The sequence below is a fragment of the Bacillus sp. FSL M7-0307 genome, assembly GCF_038627835.1.
GTDB classification, from domain to species: Bacteria; Bacillota; Bacilli; order Bacillales; family Bacillaceae; genus Bacillus; species Bacillus altitudinis.
On record NZ_CP152023.1, the window covers coordinates 3,088,367 to 3,105,875 of the forward strand.

At 43.5% G+C, this 17,509-nt stretch carries 16 protein-coding genes; 2 read left to right on the forward strand and 14 right to left on the reverse strand.

The window, feature by feature from the left end; all coding sequences use genetic code 11:
- Window positions 1-9 precede the first annotated feature (9 nt).
- The 9 genes from MHI41_RS15905 to MHI41_RS15945 form a co-directional block, all read right to left on the reverse strand.
- Entirely contained in the window at window positions 10-1,038 is a 1,029-nt protein-coding gene (locus MHI41_RS15905; RefSeq protein WP_282833385.1) for a polysaccharide pyruvyl transferase family protein, read from the reverse strand.
- Window positions 1,038-2,066, reverse strand: coding sequence for a glycosyltransferase (locus MHI41_RS15910; protein ID WP_224558725.1), 1,029 nt, complete (start codon window positions 2,064-2,066; stop codon window positions 1,038-1,040). Before MHI41_RS15910 ends, MHI41_RS15905 begins: the two co-directional genes overlap by 1 nt.
- Window positions 2,067-2,093: 27 nt before the next feature.
- Window positions 2,094-3,197, reverse strand: coding sequence for an EpsG family protein (locus MHI41_RS15915; protein ID WP_171465787.1), 1,104 nt, complete (start codon window positions 3,195-3,197; stop codon window positions 2,094-2,096).
- A 14-nt stretch (window positions 3,198-3,211) separates the two neighbouring features.
- Window positions 3,212-4,342, reverse strand: coding sequence for a glycosyltransferase family 1 protein (locus MHI41_RS15920; RefSeq protein WP_171465788.1), 1,131 nt, complete (start codon window positions 4,340-4,342; stop codon window positions 3,212-3,214).
- The gene (locus MHI41_RS15925) at window positions 4,335-5,174 is read right to left on the reverse strand and encodes a glycosyltransferase (protein WP_019743110.1); all 840 of its coding nucleotides are present in this window, start codon (window positions 5,172-5,174) and stop codon (window positions 4,335-4,337) included. The genes MHI41_RS15920 and MHI41_RS15925 overlap by 8 nt, the downstream gene beginning before the upstream one ends.
- A 2-nt stretch (window positions 5,175-5,176) precedes the next feature.
- A complete protein-coding gene (locus tag MHI41_RS15930) occupies window positions 5,177-6,316 on the reverse strand; it encodes a glycosyltransferase family 4 protein (protein WP_019743109.1) in 1,140 nt (379 codons plus the stop codon).
- Entirely contained in the window at window positions 6,282-8,156 is a 1,875-nt protein-coding gene (locus MHI41_RS15935; protein WP_019743108.1) for a nucleoside-diphosphate sugar epimerase/dehydratase, read from the reverse strand. Before MHI41_RS15935 ends, MHI41_RS15930 begins: the two co-directional genes overlap by 35 nt.
- Before the next feature lie 165 nt (window positions 8,157-8,321).
- Entirely contained in the window at window positions 8,322-9,005 is a 684-nt protein-coding gene (locus MHI41_RS15940) for a CpsD/CapB family tyrosine-protein kinase (protein WP_008347761.1), read from the reverse strand.
- A complete protein-coding gene (locus tag MHI41_RS15945) occupies window positions 8,995-9,726 on the reverse strand; it encodes a Wzz/FepE/Etk N-terminal domain-containing protein (RefSeq protein ID WP_007500132.1) in 732 nt (243 codons plus the stop codon). The genes MHI41_RS15940 and MHI41_RS15945 overlap by 11 nt, the downstream gene beginning before the upstream one ends.
- A 257-nt stretch (window positions 9,727-9,983) precedes the next feature.
- Here MHI41_RS15945 and MHI41_RS15950 point away from each other — a divergent pair, with 257 nt between their 5' ends.
- A complete protein-coding gene (locus tag MHI41_RS15950; protein WP_019743107.1) occupies window positions 9,984-10,454 on the forward strand; it encodes a helix-turn-helix domain-containing protein in 471 nt (156 codons plus the stop codon).
- A gap of 292 nt (window positions 10,455-10,746) precedes the next feature.
- On the opposite strand, the gene MHI41_RS15955 is transcribed toward MHI41_RS15950, so the two are convergent.
- From MHI41_RS15955 to MHI41_RS15970, 4 genes are all read right to left on the reverse strand, one after another.
- Window positions 10,747-10,971: a phage holin gene (locus tag MHI41_RS15955; protein ID WP_008347764.1), complete on the reverse strand. Its 225-nt coding sequence runs from the start codon at window positions 10,969-10,971 to the stop codon at window positions 10,747-10,749.
- A gap of 133 nt (window positions 10,972-11,104) precedes the next feature.
- On the reverse strand, window positions 11,105-12,001 hold the full coding sequence (locus MHI41_RS15960; RefSeq protein ID WP_007500130.1) for an iron-hydroxamate ABC transporter substrate-binding protein: 897 nt from the start codon (window positions 11,999-12,001) through the stop codon (window positions 11,105-11,107).
- A 16-nt stretch (window positions 12,002-12,017) separates the two neighbouring features.
- Window positions 12,018-13,019, reverse strand: coding sequence for an iron ABC transporter permease (locus tag MHI41_RS15965; RefSeq protein ID WP_017359188.1), 1,002 nt, complete (start codon window positions 13,017-13,019; stop codon window positions 12,018-12,020).
- Window positions 13,016-14,044: an iron ABC transporter permease gene (locus MHI41_RS15970; protein WP_207209290.1), complete on the reverse strand. Its 1,029-nt coding sequence runs from the start codon at window positions 14,042-14,044 to the stop codon at window positions 13,016-13,018. The genes MHI41_RS15965 and MHI41_RS15970 overlap by 4 nt, the downstream gene beginning before the upstream one ends.
- Window positions 14,045-14,378: 334 nt before the next feature.
- Here MHI41_RS15970 and MHI41_RS15975 point away from each other — a divergent pair, with 334 nt between their 5' ends.
- Window positions 14,379-15,788, forward strand: a complete 1,410-nt coding sequence (locus tag MHI41_RS15975) for a polysaccharide deacetylase family protein (protein WP_048001963.1) — start codon at window positions 14,379-14,381, stop codon at window positions 15,786-15,788.
- Window positions 15,789-15,804: 16 nt separating this feature from the next.
- Here the strand turns inward: MHI41_RS15975 and abc-f are convergent, their stop codons facing one another.
- Window positions 15,805-17,364, reverse strand: coding sequence for an ABC-F type ribosomal protection protein (gene abc-f / locus MHI41_RS15980; protein ID WP_216895298.1), 1,560 nt, complete (start codon window positions 17,362-17,364; stop codon window positions 15,805-15,807).
- Window positions 17,365-17,509 lie beyond the last annotated feature (145 nt).

The following is a 17,509-nucleotide window of genomic DNA, read 5'->3' on the forward strand; positions in this document are numbered from 1 at the left end:
TAAGGGCCTTCATCCAGCTTCCTCTCCCTTTTGTCCGCTTGTTTTCATATGCTGATGAATGGCCTTTTTCACCGCTTCCTCCGTTGGTTCCTTCAAAAGGGTCATAAACGGCAAGTGCGCTACCCATTCATATCCTTCCATGACTTTATGATCAAACGACCTGATGACAACACACGGTGTTTGTGTGATCGCACAAAAGATCATGCCATGCAGTCGATCTGTCACGACGACTTGTGCCTGTCTCAACTGCGTCCATAACGTGGATAATTCCTCTAAACGAGTCGTTCGATTTACTCGCTTACCAATGGTTGTTGTGATAAAACCAACTTGATCATACGTTTCTTTGATATGCTCCTGCAGTTGTTCTCGTTTCTCTTTCGTGAGATATGCCTCCTTATCCTCACGCAGACAAAGCAGCACTCCTTTACGGGTTTGACTCTTTGATGTTTCGTCTAATGTCAGGACCATATCAGGCTGTTTCCACACCTCTTTATTAGGAAAATGCTGCTTCATCCATTGATAGGTGGTTTGATCTCTTGCCATCAAAAGAAGCCTCGGGTGTTGTTGATATGCTTGAATAGCGCGGCGTTCTTCTCTTTTCCCTCTCTTTGTTTCTGTAAAATGAGCAGTAGCGGGCAGCTGAATGACGGGATAGGACTTAAAGGCATTCATGATAAATTGTCTTGTCCATTCTTCATATCGATATAAATCGCCCATGTTGCCCCCGCCGATGATACAGACAATGTCCTCTGGGTGCCGCGCGTGCTTCAGCGGACGTGCTAGACGATACATCTCCTGCATGTCTACTTCTATGATTTGATAGTCTGGAAAGTGCTTTTGTAAAAAACAGCAGCTGGCATAGGCAATCGCGTGATCACCTAAGTTGTCATGTGCCGGCAGCAGCGTGAGAATGATTTTCTTCTGATGACGCAGCTCTGGCAGTCTTTGGCGGCTCAACCTATATTGGAGCGGATACTTGACCTTTAAGAGCAGCCACTCTGCGGCATGTGCTTTTAATTGCTGCAATGTCACAATCATCACCCCGATTTTCTCGTTTGATATTCAATCCATTTTTGATAGCTTGAAGCTGCGACAGAGAGCGGATACACCCACTGCAGCCTAGCAAGGAATAAGATCATTCGCTTGCGCACAGTCAGCTTCGATGGTTCCACTTGTTTCACAGCCTTCTGAAAAGCTTCATGTGTCACCATTTCACGCATATGACCAAGCTTTTTTTGAAAGGACAGGGAATTTTGGCTCTTCCATTCATTGAGCATACAATGCAGCGTATGATTCACGATAAAAAAATAAAAAGCCTTCTCATATGGTGTCAGCTCATCATGCTCTTTTAAAAACAAACGCTGCGCGTCATAAAACGCCAGTCCATGCTGAAAATACTGCTTTTGATATCGCTGGACAATGGATGACAAATGAACCCGGTAATAATAAAGCGGCTCATGAACAAAGGCAATGACACGTGATAAAGAAAAACAGCGCAGCGTGACATATTGATCTTCAATATTCTCAAGCTCACCTCTCAACGGAAAACGGATATGATGCTTTTCGATAAACGCCCGCCGATACAGCTTATTCCATGAGAATCCCGTGATCTCACCATGTAATAACGATTCTATTAAACTTGTCTTATCGGCTTCCTGCTGAGCTAACAGCGTCGTCGGTATGATCCGTTTTGACTGTTCAAACTGAATCCAATATTCACTGACAACAAGATCGGCACCGGTGTTTTCGGCTTCTTGATATAAAGCCTCACAGTATTGAGGAGCGAGAACATCATCTGAATCAACAAAGGCAAGATACGTTCCTGTTGCTTCTTCTATGCCCCTGTTCCTCACCGCTCCCAGCCCTTGATTGATTTGGTGAATCACCCGAAATCGCTCATCACGCGCAGCAAACGCTTCAAGGATGTCTCCACTGTGATCGGTAGATCCATCGTTAATAAGGATGACCTCTATATCTGAAAAGCTTTGGTCTGCAATCGATTGAAGACACTGCTCCACATATTGACTAGTGTTATAGACTGCGACCAATAGACTGATAGCTGGCATGACAGCAAGCCCCACCTTTCTTCAAATCTACTTTGTAAAAATCGTTCGGTACGGTAAAACAGAAGAATCAAACGGCATCAGCATGATGCTGTACAAAATATAGCAAACCGCAATTCCGATATACATAAAGAAATTGGTTCGCTGATCAAAAATCCGTGTGAAATAAGGCAGTAAAATGAGCTGATACAGACCAAAGTAAATATGAAATCTTGCATAAATGACATCCTTCGTTGCAAGGATGCCAAACAAAAATCCAAGCAAGCAAAAATTCACAATATAATCACTCTCTGGCGTCAGCTCACGAAGTCGTTTTCGACAAAAGAACGCAAGCAATAACGGCAAAATCAAGACACCAATTTTCGTCACATTCATTCCATTCGTATTCGTTGTCAGCCACTCCTCGTAATGACCATAAGAACTCCCTTGCAGCATCACCACAAACACGGAGACAAAGCGGTCATACAGAGCGGTTAAGCCTAGAAAAATCATACATAACACAAACATCATCCAAGACCATGCCTTTGTTCTGACAATGAAATAGACTGGAATCATAATGAGTGCCGATGAATGAAACAGCGCGCATACAAGCACGAGCGGAAAATACCATTTCCACTGACCTTTGATGACAAACTGGATGGCATAAAAAAGAATCGCTGCCACCATATACTGCCGCATGCCATTAAACGAAGCGTAATAATGAAATGTGCCGAGAAATAGTAGCATACTAAGCTCAAATGGCCGTCCATATCGCACAAGTGTTTTGATAATAAAAAAATAGGTGATGATCCCAACTGTGATATACATGATTTGCGGCTCATGTGACAGTTGATTGAGCATCCATAAGATCAATGTAAACCCCGGATCAGTGGCGGCCTTGTCTACACCGAATCCGAAAATATGCCAAGGCTTGTCATAGTTGACGGAGAACTCATACATTTGTCCATAGGTTACGAAATCAGTTCCTACTTTGTAGCGTATGCCCGCCACAATACAAAGAAATAAAAATGGAAAAAACACCAGAAGCTTGTTCGGCCGCCAGCCGCTTTGTATGGTATCATCACGTCTGCCATAAAATGCGGCAAAACTCGACCATAAATAGACCATGATCATGTTCACCAAATAAACCGCCATCTGCCAATCCTTCCTTACAATCCATACACATTCATCACACGGGTGATGTTCTGTTTCACATCAAATCCTCTAAGGCCAAGCTGAGAAATAATCGTCTCCTGAAGAGGAGGGTCTGCATGGTAGGCTTCTAGTATGGCTTTCATCCACTCATGTGCTGAATCTTGCAAGGATTTTCGTTTCACAAGCCCACAACCTAAATCGACTTCCTTTGTGATATGATCTGAAATCACACAAGGAAGTCCAGATGCCTGCGCTTCCACTAATACGAGCGGAAGACCTTCAAACAAAGACGGCATCACAAACACATCAAATGCTTTCATATACTGCGGAACCTCTGAGACAACGCCCGTAAACACAATGTCTTCCATTAATCCTGCTTTCACTGCATACGATTCAACCACTGGCCGGAGCGGCCCATCTCCTATGAGAACTAGCTGAAAGGAGACCCCTTGTTTTTTCAGTGTCTGCGCTAATTCGATGAAAAAAACATGGTTTTTCTGCTCATGAAATCGGCCAATATGTCCAATAATCAGTTTTCTCTCGTGAAGATGGAGGTCTTTTTTCATCTTCACCTTCGCTTCTGGCTCCAACTGAAAAAAAAGGTCCAAATCAATCCCATTTGGCAAAATGTCCACTCGTCCATCGTGCATTCTTTTTTGTCCAAATAAAAAGGTACCGGCATCTTCACCGCATGCAACGAGCTGCGTAGAAAAGGCAAAGATCAGCTGACGAAATCCTTTGAGCATCAAATGATCAACCCGGCTAGGAGACTGTTTCCAAGCGGTATTATGTGAATGGCAAATGCGTATCTTCACACCTGCCAGTTTCGCAGCAAGGGCAGAAAAGCCCGTTTGAAAATCTGTATGTGCATGCACCGCCTGATAAGGTCCCGTTTGCTTAATCGTCTTCGTCAACGTTCTCACAAACGTCCATGGAGAGGACGCTCCAATACTTGGGACATAAAAAATTCGCCCACCAAGCTGACGAATTTCCTCATCGTAATCACAGACATCCTCCCGGTGGGTAACGAAATCAAATTGAAGAACATTCCGGTCGAGCGCTCGATAGATGTTCATGATCATCGTTTCTGCTCCGCCTCTATTCATTCCGCCCACAACGTGCAGTACACGCTTTGGCTCACTCATCCCGAATCGTCCTCCTTTTCCCCATAGATCCTCCAAGCTTTCGCTGATGATAAAACCTCATGATCTTTGGCGACAAACAAGCGCGGATGACCGGCTTAAGCGCAAAGAGATAATCAAACGGCGACAATTTTAATTGCTTGCATGCTTTTAAAACAAGCCAAGCATTATCCATTGAGTATCGGAATTTCCGGCGCTGAAAGGCCGCTTCATCCTCCCTTACAAGGTATAAGGGCTCTTGCAAATTAAAGCCTTTTCTCCCCGCAGCAAAAAAACGAATCCACAGATCGATATCTTCCATCCGTCTGGTTGTTTTGACAGAACGATAGCCATTTAAAGACTTGTAGGCAGACGCTCTCATCATAATCGTCCCATGACAAAAAGGCGTTCCTCTTGCCAGCACCCTTCGATCAGGCTCTGAGACAAGTGCCCGAACGCCCTTCGTCCCTGACTCATCAAACACCGTCATCGCCGTCCCAACCACATCATATTCCGGATGTGCTTCAAGGAAATGAACCTGTTTTTCTAATCGTGTAGACACCGATATATCGTCGCCATCCTGTCTTGCAATCAGCTCTCCTTTAGCTTCAGTGAGACAACGATTTAAACTGGCGGCAAGTCTTTGATTATGTTCATTTCGGATGATGCGAATTCTATCGGGATCACGCATGGTATAGTGCAGCACTTTTTCATAGGTGCCATCTGTTGATGCATCATCACATATGAGGAGCTCCCAGTTTTCATAGGTTTGATGAAGAATCGATTCAATGCTTTCTTCTACTGTCTCTTGGCAATTGTAAACACCCATGATAATCGATACTTTCGGCTGACGCATGCTCACATCACCTTCTCTTTTTGATCCATATACGTTGTGTAAATTTCCTCCATTGCACTTACCGTCTGCTCCTGTGCAAATGCGTGAGCCATAGAACGTCCCGCTTTCCCCATCAGATGGAGCTGGTCCTTTTTATGATAGAGCTGCTGTAAATAAACGGCTAAACCATTCACATCATGCGGTTTGACTAAAAAGCCGTTCACTCCATGTTTGACGAGCTCACAATGCCCTCTATTTTCTGTTGCAATCACCGGCTTTTCAGCAGACATCGCTTCAAGAAGATTCATCCCAAGTCCTTCTCTCAAGCTGGTTGATACACATACATCGCTCATATGCATCCAATCTTCGATGTGTTTGCAAAATCCCGCAAACTGTACATGTTCCTCAAGATTCAGCTGACAGACCAGCTTTTCATAGGACGACCGACTTGTCCCTTCTCCAGCAAATACAATTTTCACTTGTGGTATATTCCGATACACCTGCGCGCAAGCTTTGATGAGCATTCCTTGATTTTTATTGTCATTTAATTCACCAGCACACAGCACGATAAAATCTTGCGTGGTAAAACCATATGCTTTACGAAGGCGTTTTTTTTCTTTGTCATCAACTGGTGCAAACCGCTTCATATCCACACCCATACCGGGAACATAATGCACAGCTGCCTTCTCTTTTGACAGACGATCGGCTCTTTCATAGTCTTCTCCATTAATGGTGATGAGTGCATCTGTATATTGAACGAGCCATCTCTCAACTGGATAATAAAGCAGCCAATTTTGAAGCGGTGCCCCCTTCCAAAAGTGAAAGCCATGCGCTGTGTAAAGAACTTTCGTCCCTTTTTTGCGCGCTCCTTTGGCCGCTAGCCTGCCAATGACACTCCCCATCGGTGTGTGACAATGGATGAACTGATAATGCTCTTTTTCTAACAGCTTTTTCAGCTCCACATAAGCAAGCCGGTTGTGCAGATGAAAAGGGGAACGCTGAATCGGAATGGAATGCGCTTGATCCACATACGGCAGCTCCAGCTGGCCATTTGCCGCTGTATGCACTTCCCATCCTTGTTCCTGAAACCACCTGAAATACGGGAGATGGAACGCCTTAAAATGATAATCAACCGTTGCGCAAAACAAGACTTTTTTCTTCATTAGCAAGTGGCTCCTCCTCTCGTTGCATCGGTTCAGGCAATACATCATGCGACTCAATGGCGGCAAACAAGGCCTGTCTTAATTGATCGTCACTCATCATGTTAAATTCGTGAATAAAGCGGTTCAGCACATACGGATCACCATCCAAGGCATGGCCGATATGGATTTTCGGGAAAATTTGCTCCTGTGCTTTTTCATGCTGGTTGAGTAACTCCTCGTACATTTTCTCTCCGGGACGAATACCCGTAAATGTGATGGGAATCTGGTCTGTGGTGTAGCCTGAGAGGTGAATGAGGTTTTCTGCGAGGTCGACAATTTTGACTGGCTCCCCCATATCTAAAACAAAAATCTGCCTTCCTTCTGCTAGTGCACCAGCTTGAATAACAAGCCTTGATGCTTCTGGTATCGTCATAAAATATCTTGTCATGGCTGGGTGCGTGACGGTCACTGGCCCGCCTTTTTCAATTTGTTTTTTAAAGATTGGAATGACACTCCCCCTGCTCCCGAGTACATTCCCAAACCGAACGGCGACAAATTTCGTTTCACTGCTTGCCCCCATTTGCATAATCACCATTTCAGCAAACCGCTTTGTGGCTCCCATCACATTGGCAGGGTTGACCGCTTTGTCAGATGAGATGAGGACAAATGTTTCAACTCCGTGCTCATGTGCAGCTTCTGCCACATTTTTTGTCCCGATAATATTGTTTTTCACCGCTTCTTTCGGGCTAATTTCCATGAGCGGGACATGTTTATGAGCGGCGGCATGATAAATCATATCCGGCTGAAAATGACCAACGATTTCACTCATTTTTTGTTTATCTTGAATATCCGCAATTTGTGGATATAGGCTAATGCTATCTCCATACAATTCTTTCAGCTCTAGTAAAATAGAATGAATGCTAAATTCTCCATGTCCCACAAGCACAATCGCCCGAGGGGCAAATACACAAATTTGACGACAGATTTCTGACCCGATAGACCCGCCAGCTCCTGTCACCATAATCGTTTTTCCTTTTAGGTGAACGGATAGACGGCTTGTATCTAATTGAATCGGCTCTCTTCCAAGCAAATCCTCTGGCTGTACATCCCGCAATTGATTCAGCGCATGGGTTCCTTTTAAAATCTGTTCCATTTCCGGCATAATCTGTGTTTTGATTCCAGTCGCTACACATTCCTTATACAGTCCTTTTAATGTGTGACTGCTTTTGGATGGAATGGCGATAATGATTTTTTGAATATCCATCATCGCAACAGCCGTTTGAATATGTTCTTTTCCCCCAAGAACAGGCAGCCCCATAATTTCAAGCTTATGCTTTGTTTTGTCATCATCAATGAAAGCGACCGGCTCAATATGTACATCACTCGACTGCTGAAGCTGACGAACGATAATGGTCCCGGCTGATCCAGCGCCAATGATTAGTGCCCGCTCCTTTTCAACTTGATACCGCTTCGCACCATCATGAAACAGCCTGGATGCCATACGAGATGCACCGATGAATAACACATGGAAAAGCCAGACAATAAATAAAAAGCGAAATGGCCATGTCTGCACAAAAATGTACAGCATCGTCATGGAAAATAAAAATGAACACGCAAAGGTCTTCATTAAAGAAAATAGCTCTCTAACCCCTGTATAGGCCCATACTTGCTTGTACACGTGAAAAATATACGAAAACAAATGGTGCCCGATCAGTAGACTGAGCGAAGAAATGACGAGCATTTCAAATGTATATACGGTTAACGCTGCCTCTTGGACAAATTGAAAGCCAAAAAAGACGGCAACTAAAATGAGATATGAATCTAGTGCCACGATGATTGATAATCTTTGGGCGTAAGTCAACGCTCCTCCCCCTTTTTAAAGCATCACTATTCTTACATAAAATGGGCATCAAACCCGTCCTCACATCCCACTACCGATGACGAGCATCTAAGGCATATGTCATGCCCACAGCAGGATCGAGTGCCTCCGTTGTTAAAGATTAGGAGACATCACCTATCAATCTCTTTAATACATATAGTGCCTTCCCTTTTTCACTTTCTTGCCATTTAGCATCGCCCCAAGCAGTTTCCCTGTCGTACCCTCTAATACTTCTTTTGATTTCTTCACAGCGGCAATCTTCGTTTTACCACTTAAAACCACAAGAATGCTTCCATCCGTCCGGTTCGCTAATATTTTTGCATCGGCTACAGGCAGAAGCGGTGTGGAATCAACAATCACCATGTCATACTGCTGTTCAATCTCGTAAAATAGCTGCTTCATCACAGAGGAGGAAAGCAGCTCAGCGGGATTTGGCGGAATGGTCCCACTCGGAAGCAGCTCTAAATGCTCAATCGGTGTAGGCAAAATGGCTTCCTCCAAACTGCAATTATTTAATAGCACATTGGTCAAACCGGTGTGCGGACTCAGATCAAAATATTCATGAATGGCTGGTTTACGTAAATCAGCATCCATGAGCAAAACCCGTTTTTTCTGCTGTGCAAAAACAGCTGCCAAGTTTGCAGCCGTAAATGATTTTCCTTCCTTCGGCAAGGAGGATGTGACCAATATCGACTTCAGCCTCGTTTGAATCGACGTGAATTCGATGTTCGTTCGGATCGTTCGGAATTGTTCCGCAATGACAGAGTGAGGATTTAATACAGAAATACAGGATAAATCTCTTTTTTCTCTTTTTTTCCTCTTAAAAATCAATGTTCTGTCCTCCCGTTATGACGGACTGCTTGTCTTTTTTTGCCCTCCTGTCTGCATGCATCTGATAGACACTGCCGAGCGACGGCAATCCGATCTCTTCTCTTATTTGATGTGTTCGTTTCACCGTATCATCGAGTAAATTCATTAAGAAAATGAGTGTCATTCCCCCTAATACAGAGGCGCCTAGTGCCAGAACAATGTGAACGAATTTACGTGAGTTCATCAGTATCGTGTTGGACAGCTTGGCTTCAGACAAAACATTAATGCGATCCATATTCATGGTTTTTTTGATTTCTTCTTGCAATACCTCTGTGGCTGTATTCGCAATGGCTACTGCCTTCGCTCGGTCCTCATCTTGTACAGAAATATTTATGACCTCTGACTCATTTTCTGTACTTGTGGCAATTTTGTGTTTTAATCCTTCAGCCGATTCTGTAAGATTGAGTGTTTCTTTTACTTTTTCAATAACGATTGGACTTTTTAATAGGACTTGAAAGGTACGTGTATATTGAAGGTTCATCTGAATATCGTTTAAATTCGCTTGTGCATCACTGCTTCGTTTATGAACAAGAATTTGAGTGGTTGCCTGATATACAGGAGTCGAGACATAGAACTGATAGTAGGCTGAAATGCCCGTTACGATCAGGACAATCAGGATCAGAAGGGCCATTTTCTCTTTTATGACAGAAAACAGCTGCTTAAAACCTATATTCTCATTCATAGATACCTCCCGATTTCATCATAAAAAGGTTATATATGGTTTCTTTTTGTTAATGATTGGATTATAAAAGATAATACCCGCAAAGAAAAATGTCATAATAGGTCTTATAGTTCTTTTTAAAGAACGAAATCGTTCGTTTTCTTTTGTTTACTTCCTGTTTCTTACGTTTTTGAATTTTATAAAGAACAATTTATTTCTTATAATGAACGAAAAGGTCGCAGAACGATTCGCCGGGGAGAAGGGAGATCATATATCGAATGATAGGAAAGGTGATACGCATTTACCGAAAGAGGAAAGGATACTCAATTCAGCAGTTGGCTGAAGATGCCCATGTCTCTAAATCGTATTTGAGTAAGATTGAGCGTGGTGTCCATCGTAATCCATCTGTCCAGTTTTTAAAAAAGGTATCCTCATCACTAGACATTGATTTACAAGAGCTGTTTGATGCAGAAACGATGATGTTTCATTACGCTGAGGGCGGTGAACAGGAGTGGCGGGATCATATCGTTCATGCCGTCCAATCCGGCATGCCTAAAGAAGAACTGTATCAGCTGCTCCAAACCTACAGAAAGGAGCAGGAAGGAAAGACGTTGCATGTCAATCAGAGAAAGCTGACCGACTCAAATATGTCAGAATGGAAGCGTCTCATGAATGAAGCAAAGGCCATTGGCTTAACCATCGAGGAAGTGAAAGCGTTTCTTACCAATATGGGAGAACACCGGGCGTAAGCCACTGAGATAAAACCAATTTGCGGGGAGAAGCGCTTGTCGCTTCGATGAAATAGAGCCTTTTTGCATGAAAAGGCTCTATTCAGTTTATGGACAAAGGGCTAAAATGAACTTGATTTTAGCCCTTTGTCTTCTTTTCAGCGTGATAGAAAACCTTTGCAGTCTAGGAAGGACGAGCACCGGAGCGGAGCGAATTTGACATTCGTGAGCACCGAAGCGCAGGACTGACACCGAATGCGAGGGTTTTTCTACACGCTGATAGCCTTTTTGCATGAAAAGGCTCTGTTTTCTGTTATTCTTCTTTTTTGGTTCGTGCTTTTTTCGTAATATCATTGTTCTTCCAATAGGCCCATAGTGATGTGATGCCAAGAAAAGCTAACGTAATGAATTGCTGCACACCTTCTTCATCAATTGGAATTGGGCTTTTTCCTGCAGCGGTGAGAGCGCTGTTCACAAGTGCCAATAAAAGCAGCACAAGCCTCGCAATAGTGCCTGCACTAATTTTTTGAACCTTCAACTGTAACCCCTCCCCTTGGACGATACTGCTCGTTCCCTCTCATATGTATGCAAAAAGCGAATGAATAGAAGAATGAATCAAAAAAAGAGACATCATTCCTAGATGCGGAATGATGCCTTGATTTATGTGCTGATTATTTAGAGAACATCTTTTTTGCTTCATCCATTGCCATTTTGTTGCCTAAAGCTGAATAATCTAGCCATGGCTGATCGGCAATCGGATACACTTGGTTTTTCTTCACAGCTTTTAGGCCTTTCCAAATCGGCGTCTGCTCTAACTGTTTGAATGCCTGTTGCGCCTTATCATCACGGTTCACGACGACAAAAATAGCATCTGCATCAAAGTCAGGAAGCACTTCTTGAGAAATGACTTCAAATGGACGTTTGCTGTCCAGTTTTTTCACACCATCTACAGGTGTCAGTCCTAAATCATCGTATAAAATTGGACCCATCGGACGTTTCATACTAAATACTCGAAGCTCTTTTGCTGTTACACGAATCGCCATCACTTTTCCATTTCCAATCTTTTTCTGGATGAGTGATTTGACTTCTTTTGCTTCTTGATTGTAGTCCTTAATATATTGATCGGCTTCTTTTTCTTTATTGACGAGCTTGCCGATTTTTTTCAAATGATCACGCCATGTGCCATCATTTAAATTAAACACTTCGGTTTTGGCAATTTTTTTGTATTTTGATAAGTCTTGTCCAGCTAGTTCTTCATCGACGTAAATGACATCTGGTTTTAAAGCAAGCAACGACTCCATATCAGGATCTGCTGCAATGCCCAGCTTTTTCGTCTGGCTGAGCTGCTTCTTCGCATGTGGAAGGAAATCTTTTAAGTCTCCCCCTACAACAGAGCCAGCAGGTTTTATACCGAGTGCTAATAAATCATTTGTTAAATGAATCGACAAGGATGCAATCTTAGGTGTTCCGTTTTCATCTTGATTTGTTGTCTTCTTTGTTTCCTGTTGACCACAAGCGGCAAGAATCAAGAAACAGAGCGTTAAACCAAACACAAGTACTTTTTTCATGATGAGTTCCTCTTTCTTATTTTGTTTTTGTTAATAAATAGAGAAAATAAGGTGCTCCGATAAAAGCCACAACCACACCCGCTGGGATGGCATTTGGGGCAAATATGGAGCGTCCGAGTGTATCAGCACTGACCAAAATCAACAATCCAAGCAAGGCGCTCACTGGTAAAAAATATTGGTGCAGTGAGCCGACAAGACGCCTCGCCAAATGAGGTGCAACAAGGCCAATAAAACCAATTCCGCCTGTCATCGATACACTTGCACTCGCTAGACCAACAGCTAAGGTGAGAAGAAAAAGTCGTTTGCGCTGTACACGTACTCCGACACTTGAGGCGACGGCATCACCTAACGTTAACGCATTGAGTGTGCTGGACTGCATGAGCGTAAGCGGGACAAGACATACGATCCAAGGCAGGAGCGCAAGTACATGAATCCAGTCTCTTCCCCATACATTTCCCACAAGCCACCTTGAAGCGAAGGTGTATGTATCTTCATCCAGTTTCAATGACAAATATAACGTCAATGCACTAAACCCCGCAGCTACGGCAATTCCAACAAGGATCAGCCGGATAGGTACAAGCCCTTCATGCCTGTCGTACGCAAGAAGAACGATGACTGCCGCCGCAAGTAGGCCACCACCAAATGTAAAGAGCGGAATGAGTAAAGATGGATTTCCTTCTAGTACGTGAAAATACGTCACAAAGATGATTAAGCCGAATGCGGCTCCTGCATTCAGACCGATAATCCCAGGATCGGCAAGTGGATTGCGGGATAAACTCTGCAAAATGCCACCTGCGATACCTAGACCTATTCCAGCTAGTATCGTCACGACGATTCGAGGGAGACGATAATCAAACAGCACCGTCTCACTTTGGAAATCTCCAAAGCCAAATAACGTTTTGACGACAACGAGAGGACTGAGTTTCAGCGTGCCGGTATTTAAACTATACAGCACGACAGCCGCACTCAGACAAAGCAAAACGGCTGTCACGACAAGAGCACGCCGTTTCTCTTTCATGACAGGTTCCTCCCTTCTTTTCTGGCAATATATAAGAAGAAAGGAACACCAACAAGTGCCACCATGACGCCAATGGCAAGCTCTCTTGGCGGATTTACTGTCCGGCTGGCAAGATCAGCGAAGACGAGAAGCATTGCGCCTAAAATCGCTGACATCGGAATGACGAAACGATAATTGACCCCAACCAGCTTTCGTGCAATATGCGGAATGACAAGCCCGACAAACCCAATAGACCCAACCGCCGATACAGAAACGCCTGCCAGCAGAACCGCAGCTGCCATACCTAGTATTCGCACTTGCCGGGTTTTCACCCCTAAATTCGCAGCTACATCTTCACCAAGTGATAATAACGAGAGGGATCGTCCTAATAACATCGCCCAAACGATGACAATGAGAATGACTGGAGCAAGGATCATCAGCTGCGGCCATTTGACACCTGCCACACCCCCTGCATACCAAAAAGCCAGATCCTGACTGAGATCAAAGTAAATGGCGATACCCGAGCTTAGCGCATGTAGCAATGCGGCAACAACAGCTCCAGCTACAGTGAGCCGAAGTGGGGTCAGCACGCCGCCAGCCGCCCCAATGGCAAAGATCAGCAGTGTACTGAGAACGGCCCCAAAAAAAGAAAATAACATCAATGCCGAATAAGGCATTCCTGGAAAAAAAGCAAAACAGAGAGCGACTACAAACATCGCACCGCCGTTAATGCCTAATATCCCGGCATCTGCCAGCGGATTTCTTGTAATGCCTTGCATAAGCGCACCTGCCACAGCAAACGCCGCTCCAACAAGCGCAGCTCCTAGCACACGCGGAAGCCTTATTTCATGAATGATCTGCTGCTCTGTCACATGAGACTGATAGTCAAACACAGCTGTCCAGACCGTTTGCAAAGACAATGACTTTGCACCGTATGAAACAGCCAAAAACATAGCCGCCAATAAACCAATGACAGCGAGAAAAAACAATAAAAAGAACAAAATAGGTGATGATCGTTTTTGTTGAGATGTTCGCTTATCCGGCAAAATCGGTGTCATCCTTTTCTTCATTAAAAGTCAGTTTGAAAATGAGAATCATAATCATCAAAATTATAGCCGTCAGCCTCTGAAAAATCAATGTACGGCTCATTTTTTTAATTATTGAAGGTATGTGTAGACAGCAAATAAGAGAATTCTTTCCTTCTGCTTTTTCTCGTTCTGAAAGACCTATCATTTTTTACAGTAGTTTAATAGGAAAATAGTTGACATTCCGCATGAAAATCCCCTAAAATTACAAAAGCAAGTCAATTGTTATAAAAATATTACAAACAGATGTCAAAGGAATAAAGAATGACCCGTCGTGAGAGGAGAATTGAAAGTTGTGTCAGTAAAGGGAAAATGGAGTATCATCCTATTTGCGCTTGCCATCGTCATTGGAGCAGTTGCATTCTTTCAAAATCAGCAAGCAAGCGGTACAGAGAAGAAAAATGTGAAGCAGGATACGAATTATAAAAATGTTGAAATTGTCACTCTTGTAAATGACGGGAAGTTTATGAGATATGCGGTGAACTATCCACTTTTTCATCAAAAAAAGCTAGATGACAAGATTCAAAGCTATGCGAATTCAGCATTAGAGCATTTCAAAAAGACATTTAGTGAAGCAAAGGACATTGATGAAAACAAACGGTTTGAACTGAATATTGACTATGACATGGTGCACTATGCAAAACAATCTGCGGCCATTTATTTTACGACCTACACATATACAGGTCAGCAAAATGGAACCACTCATCACGTCACAATCAATTTCGATTTTCAGAAAAAAGACTTTCTTGACACAAAAGATTTATTTCAACCCAAAAAGGACTATTTGAAAAAATTATCCTATATTACATACACGGAGCTTAAAAAAGATAAAACCTTGTCTAAGGATCTATCACTCCTTCAAAAAGGAACAGCCCCTACTGATCAAAACTTCAGTCAATTCGCCTTAAAAGAGAAATATATAGAGTTCTATTTCCCAGCTTCTCAAGTAGCCGCAAAGGACTTAGGTCCGCAAACGCTGGCGATCAAAAAGACGCTGCTAAAAGATATCTTGAAGCCGGAATATATGAATAAGACCAAAAATCAGAATGAAATCAAAGAACCGAATCCAAAAAGAAAAGCCGTCAAGCTGCCGCAAAAGCCAAAGCTTGATCCGAATAAAAAAGCCATCGCACTCACATTTGATGACGGTCCAAACCCAGCCACAACTTCAACCATTTTAGCAGCGCTGAAGGAAAATAAAGGACACGCCACCTTTTTCGTATTAGGAAGCAGGGTTCAGTATTATCCTGGAATGCTTGCCGACATTTTAAAGGGCGGAAATGAGATCGGAAACCATTCATATAACCATCCTTTATTAACGAGACTCCCTCTAAAAGAAGCGGTCAAACAAGTAAAAGACACGCAGAAGCTGATTAAAAAGGCCAGTGGTTATACTCCTACGCACTTTAGACCGCCATATGGAGGAACAAATCCCGACATCAATCAAGCGGTTGGCATGAACGTTTCATTGTGGGATGTCGATCCTGAGGACTGGAAAATTCGCAACAGCCAGCAGATCACAAACCATGTTCTCTCACATGCAGCAGATGGCAAAACCGTACTCATGCACGATATTTATGACAGCTCTGCTCGAGCAGCAGTGAAGATCATACATGAACTCACCAAACAAGGCTACCAGCTTGTCACAGTCAGCGAACTTGAACAATTGAAAAAAGAACGAAATGAACAAACCCCTGTGCAGTAAACACAGGGGCTTTTTTTTATGACTCTAACAACTTCTTTCTTTTTAACAACGCTTGAAACGTCTCTTCAAGCTCATGAGAAGGCTCGATGCTTAAACGACTGAGCACTTCAGACAGCTGCATATCAATCAGCAGGAGCTCTTCTTCTTTCTTTGTAGCAGCTGGCTTTTCTTCCTTTTGTTTATATTCTTCATAGGTGCCATCAAAGCGTTCAATGGTTCCCTCGTGCACATGAAGAATACGAGTAGCCACCTGCTCAATGAGCCGCCTGTCGTGGGAGACAAACACAACTGTGCCCGGGTAATCTTTTAAAAGTCCTTCAAGCGCTTCTACTGCCGCAAGGTCTAAAAAGTTCGTCGGTTCATCAAGCATCAGAACATTGGCATCACTGACGAGCAGCTTTGCAAGCATCGTCTTCACCCGTTCCCCGCCGCTTAATACGTTCGTCAGCTTGTACACATCGTCTCCCCGAAACCCAAGTCTCGCTAAAACGGTGCGAACGACAGTCTCATCTTGAATCGCCTGTTCCAGTGCATTTTGTAAGATCGATTCATCTAGATTCAGTCCTGAAAGATCTTGGCTAAAATAACCGATCTTCACGGCTTCTGAACGAAAAATCCCGGGATGTCCGTTTACAAGCATTCGGAGAAATGTCGTTTTACCGCTCCCATTCTTCCCAATGATCGCGACTTTGTCTCCGCCTCTCACTTCTACATTCGCCTTTTTCCAAAGGACTTTATCTCCTGCCATGCCATCTACATGTTCGACACGAAAAATGGTGCGGCTTGCCACTTCCTTCATGGTGTGCTGCGTCATTTGAAGAGGCTGGGCTTCCTTTACCTTCTCCACCTTTTCTAATTTCTCCATTCTTGTTTCGATGGATTTGGCTGTTTTTTGAAGCTTTTTTTGCTTGTTTGCATAGTAAGGCTTTGCAATTTTAGGCCCCGAGGATTTCAGCTTTGGAGATGGCTTTGTCGCTTTGTCGGCCTTTTTCATTTTCTTTTGCATGGCATGTTCTAACTGTTTTTTCTTTTGGGTATACGCCTCGTACGCCTCCACTTGCTGACGATGTTCGAGTTCTTTTTCCCGGGCAAAATCGCTGTAGTTGCCTTTGTATGGTTTGAGTTTCCCATCCTCCAATTCCCAAATGTCTGTACATAACGCATCTAAAAAAGCACGGTCATGCGAGACGACAATCAGAGCACCTTGATGATAACGAAGCTTTTCTTCTAGCCACTCAATATGCTCCGTATCTAAGTGAGTCGTGGGTTCATCGGCTAATAAAAGGGCAGAAGGCCGGCTTAAAGCTCTCTCAATATAAGCTTGAGTCATCTCTCCGCCACTTTGTCTGCCATCTCCTGTCTTTAGTTGAGGAAGCAGCGTACAAGTTGTAGTGTGTGCAAATGTGCCGCTGTCTGGTTTTTCCCTACCCGCCAGTACATGGAGCAATGTCGTTTTCCCACTGCCATTCGTTCCCACAAGGCCGATTCGGTCCCCTTGATGAATGGCCAGCTCCTCTATATCAAATAACAAGCGATCCTTTCTAAATACTTTTAATTGGTGGGCTCTCAGTAACATCCAACCCTCTCCTTTCGTATCAGGAGACATGAAAAAGCCTCCCATTCTCAGAATAGGAGGCAAAATGGTGTACAAAAATAAGCGTATCGATACAGAATGACATGCGGTTCATCAAATGAGCACACATATCCCCCGTATCCATCAC

Coding starts and splice junctions, on each gene's coding strand:
- MHI41_RS15905 (WP_282833385.1), bottom strand. CDS start 1,038: ATGATTGTGACATTGCAGCAATTAAAAGCACATGCCGCAGAGTGGCTG.
- MHI41_RS15910 (WP_224558725.1), bottom strand. CDS start 2,066: ATGCCAGCTATCAGTCTATTGGTCGCAGTCTATAACACTAGTCAATAT.
- MHI41_RS15915 (WP_171465787.1), bottom strand. CDS start 3,197: ATGGCGGTTTATTTGGTGAACATGATCATGGTCTATTTATGGTCGAGT.
- MHI41_RS15920 (WP_171465788.1), bottom strand. CDS start 4,342: ATGAGTGAGCCAAAGCGTGTACTGCACGTTGTGGGCGGAATGAATAGA.
- MHI41_RS15925 (WP_019743110.1), bottom strand. CDS start 5,174: ATGCGTCAGCCGAAAGTATCGATTATCATGGGTGTTTACAATTGCCAA.
- MHI41_RS15930 (WP_019743109.1), bottom strand. CDS start 6,316: ATGAAGAAAAAAGTCTTGTTTTGCGCAACGGTTGATTATCATTTTAAG.
- MHI41_RS15945 (WP_007500132.1), bottom strand. CDS start 9,726: ATGAATGAGAATATAGGTTTTAAGCAGCTGTTTTCTGTCATAAAAGAG.
- MHI41_RS15950 (WP_019743107.1), top strand. CDS start 9,984: ATGATAGGAAAGGTGATACGCATTTACCGAAAGAGGAAAGGATACTCA.
- MHI41_RS15960 (WP_007500130.1), bottom strand. CDS start 12,001: ATGAAAAAAGTACTTGTGTTTGGTTTAACGCTCTGTTTCTTGATTCTT.
- MHI41_RS15965 (WP_017359188.1), bottom strand. CDS start 13,019: ATGAAAGAGAAACGGCGTGCTCTTGTCGTGACAGCCGTTTTGCTTTGT.
- abc-f (WP_216895298.1), bottom strand. CDS start 17,364: ATGTTACTGAGAGCCCACCAATTAAAAGTATTTAGAAAGGATCGCTTG.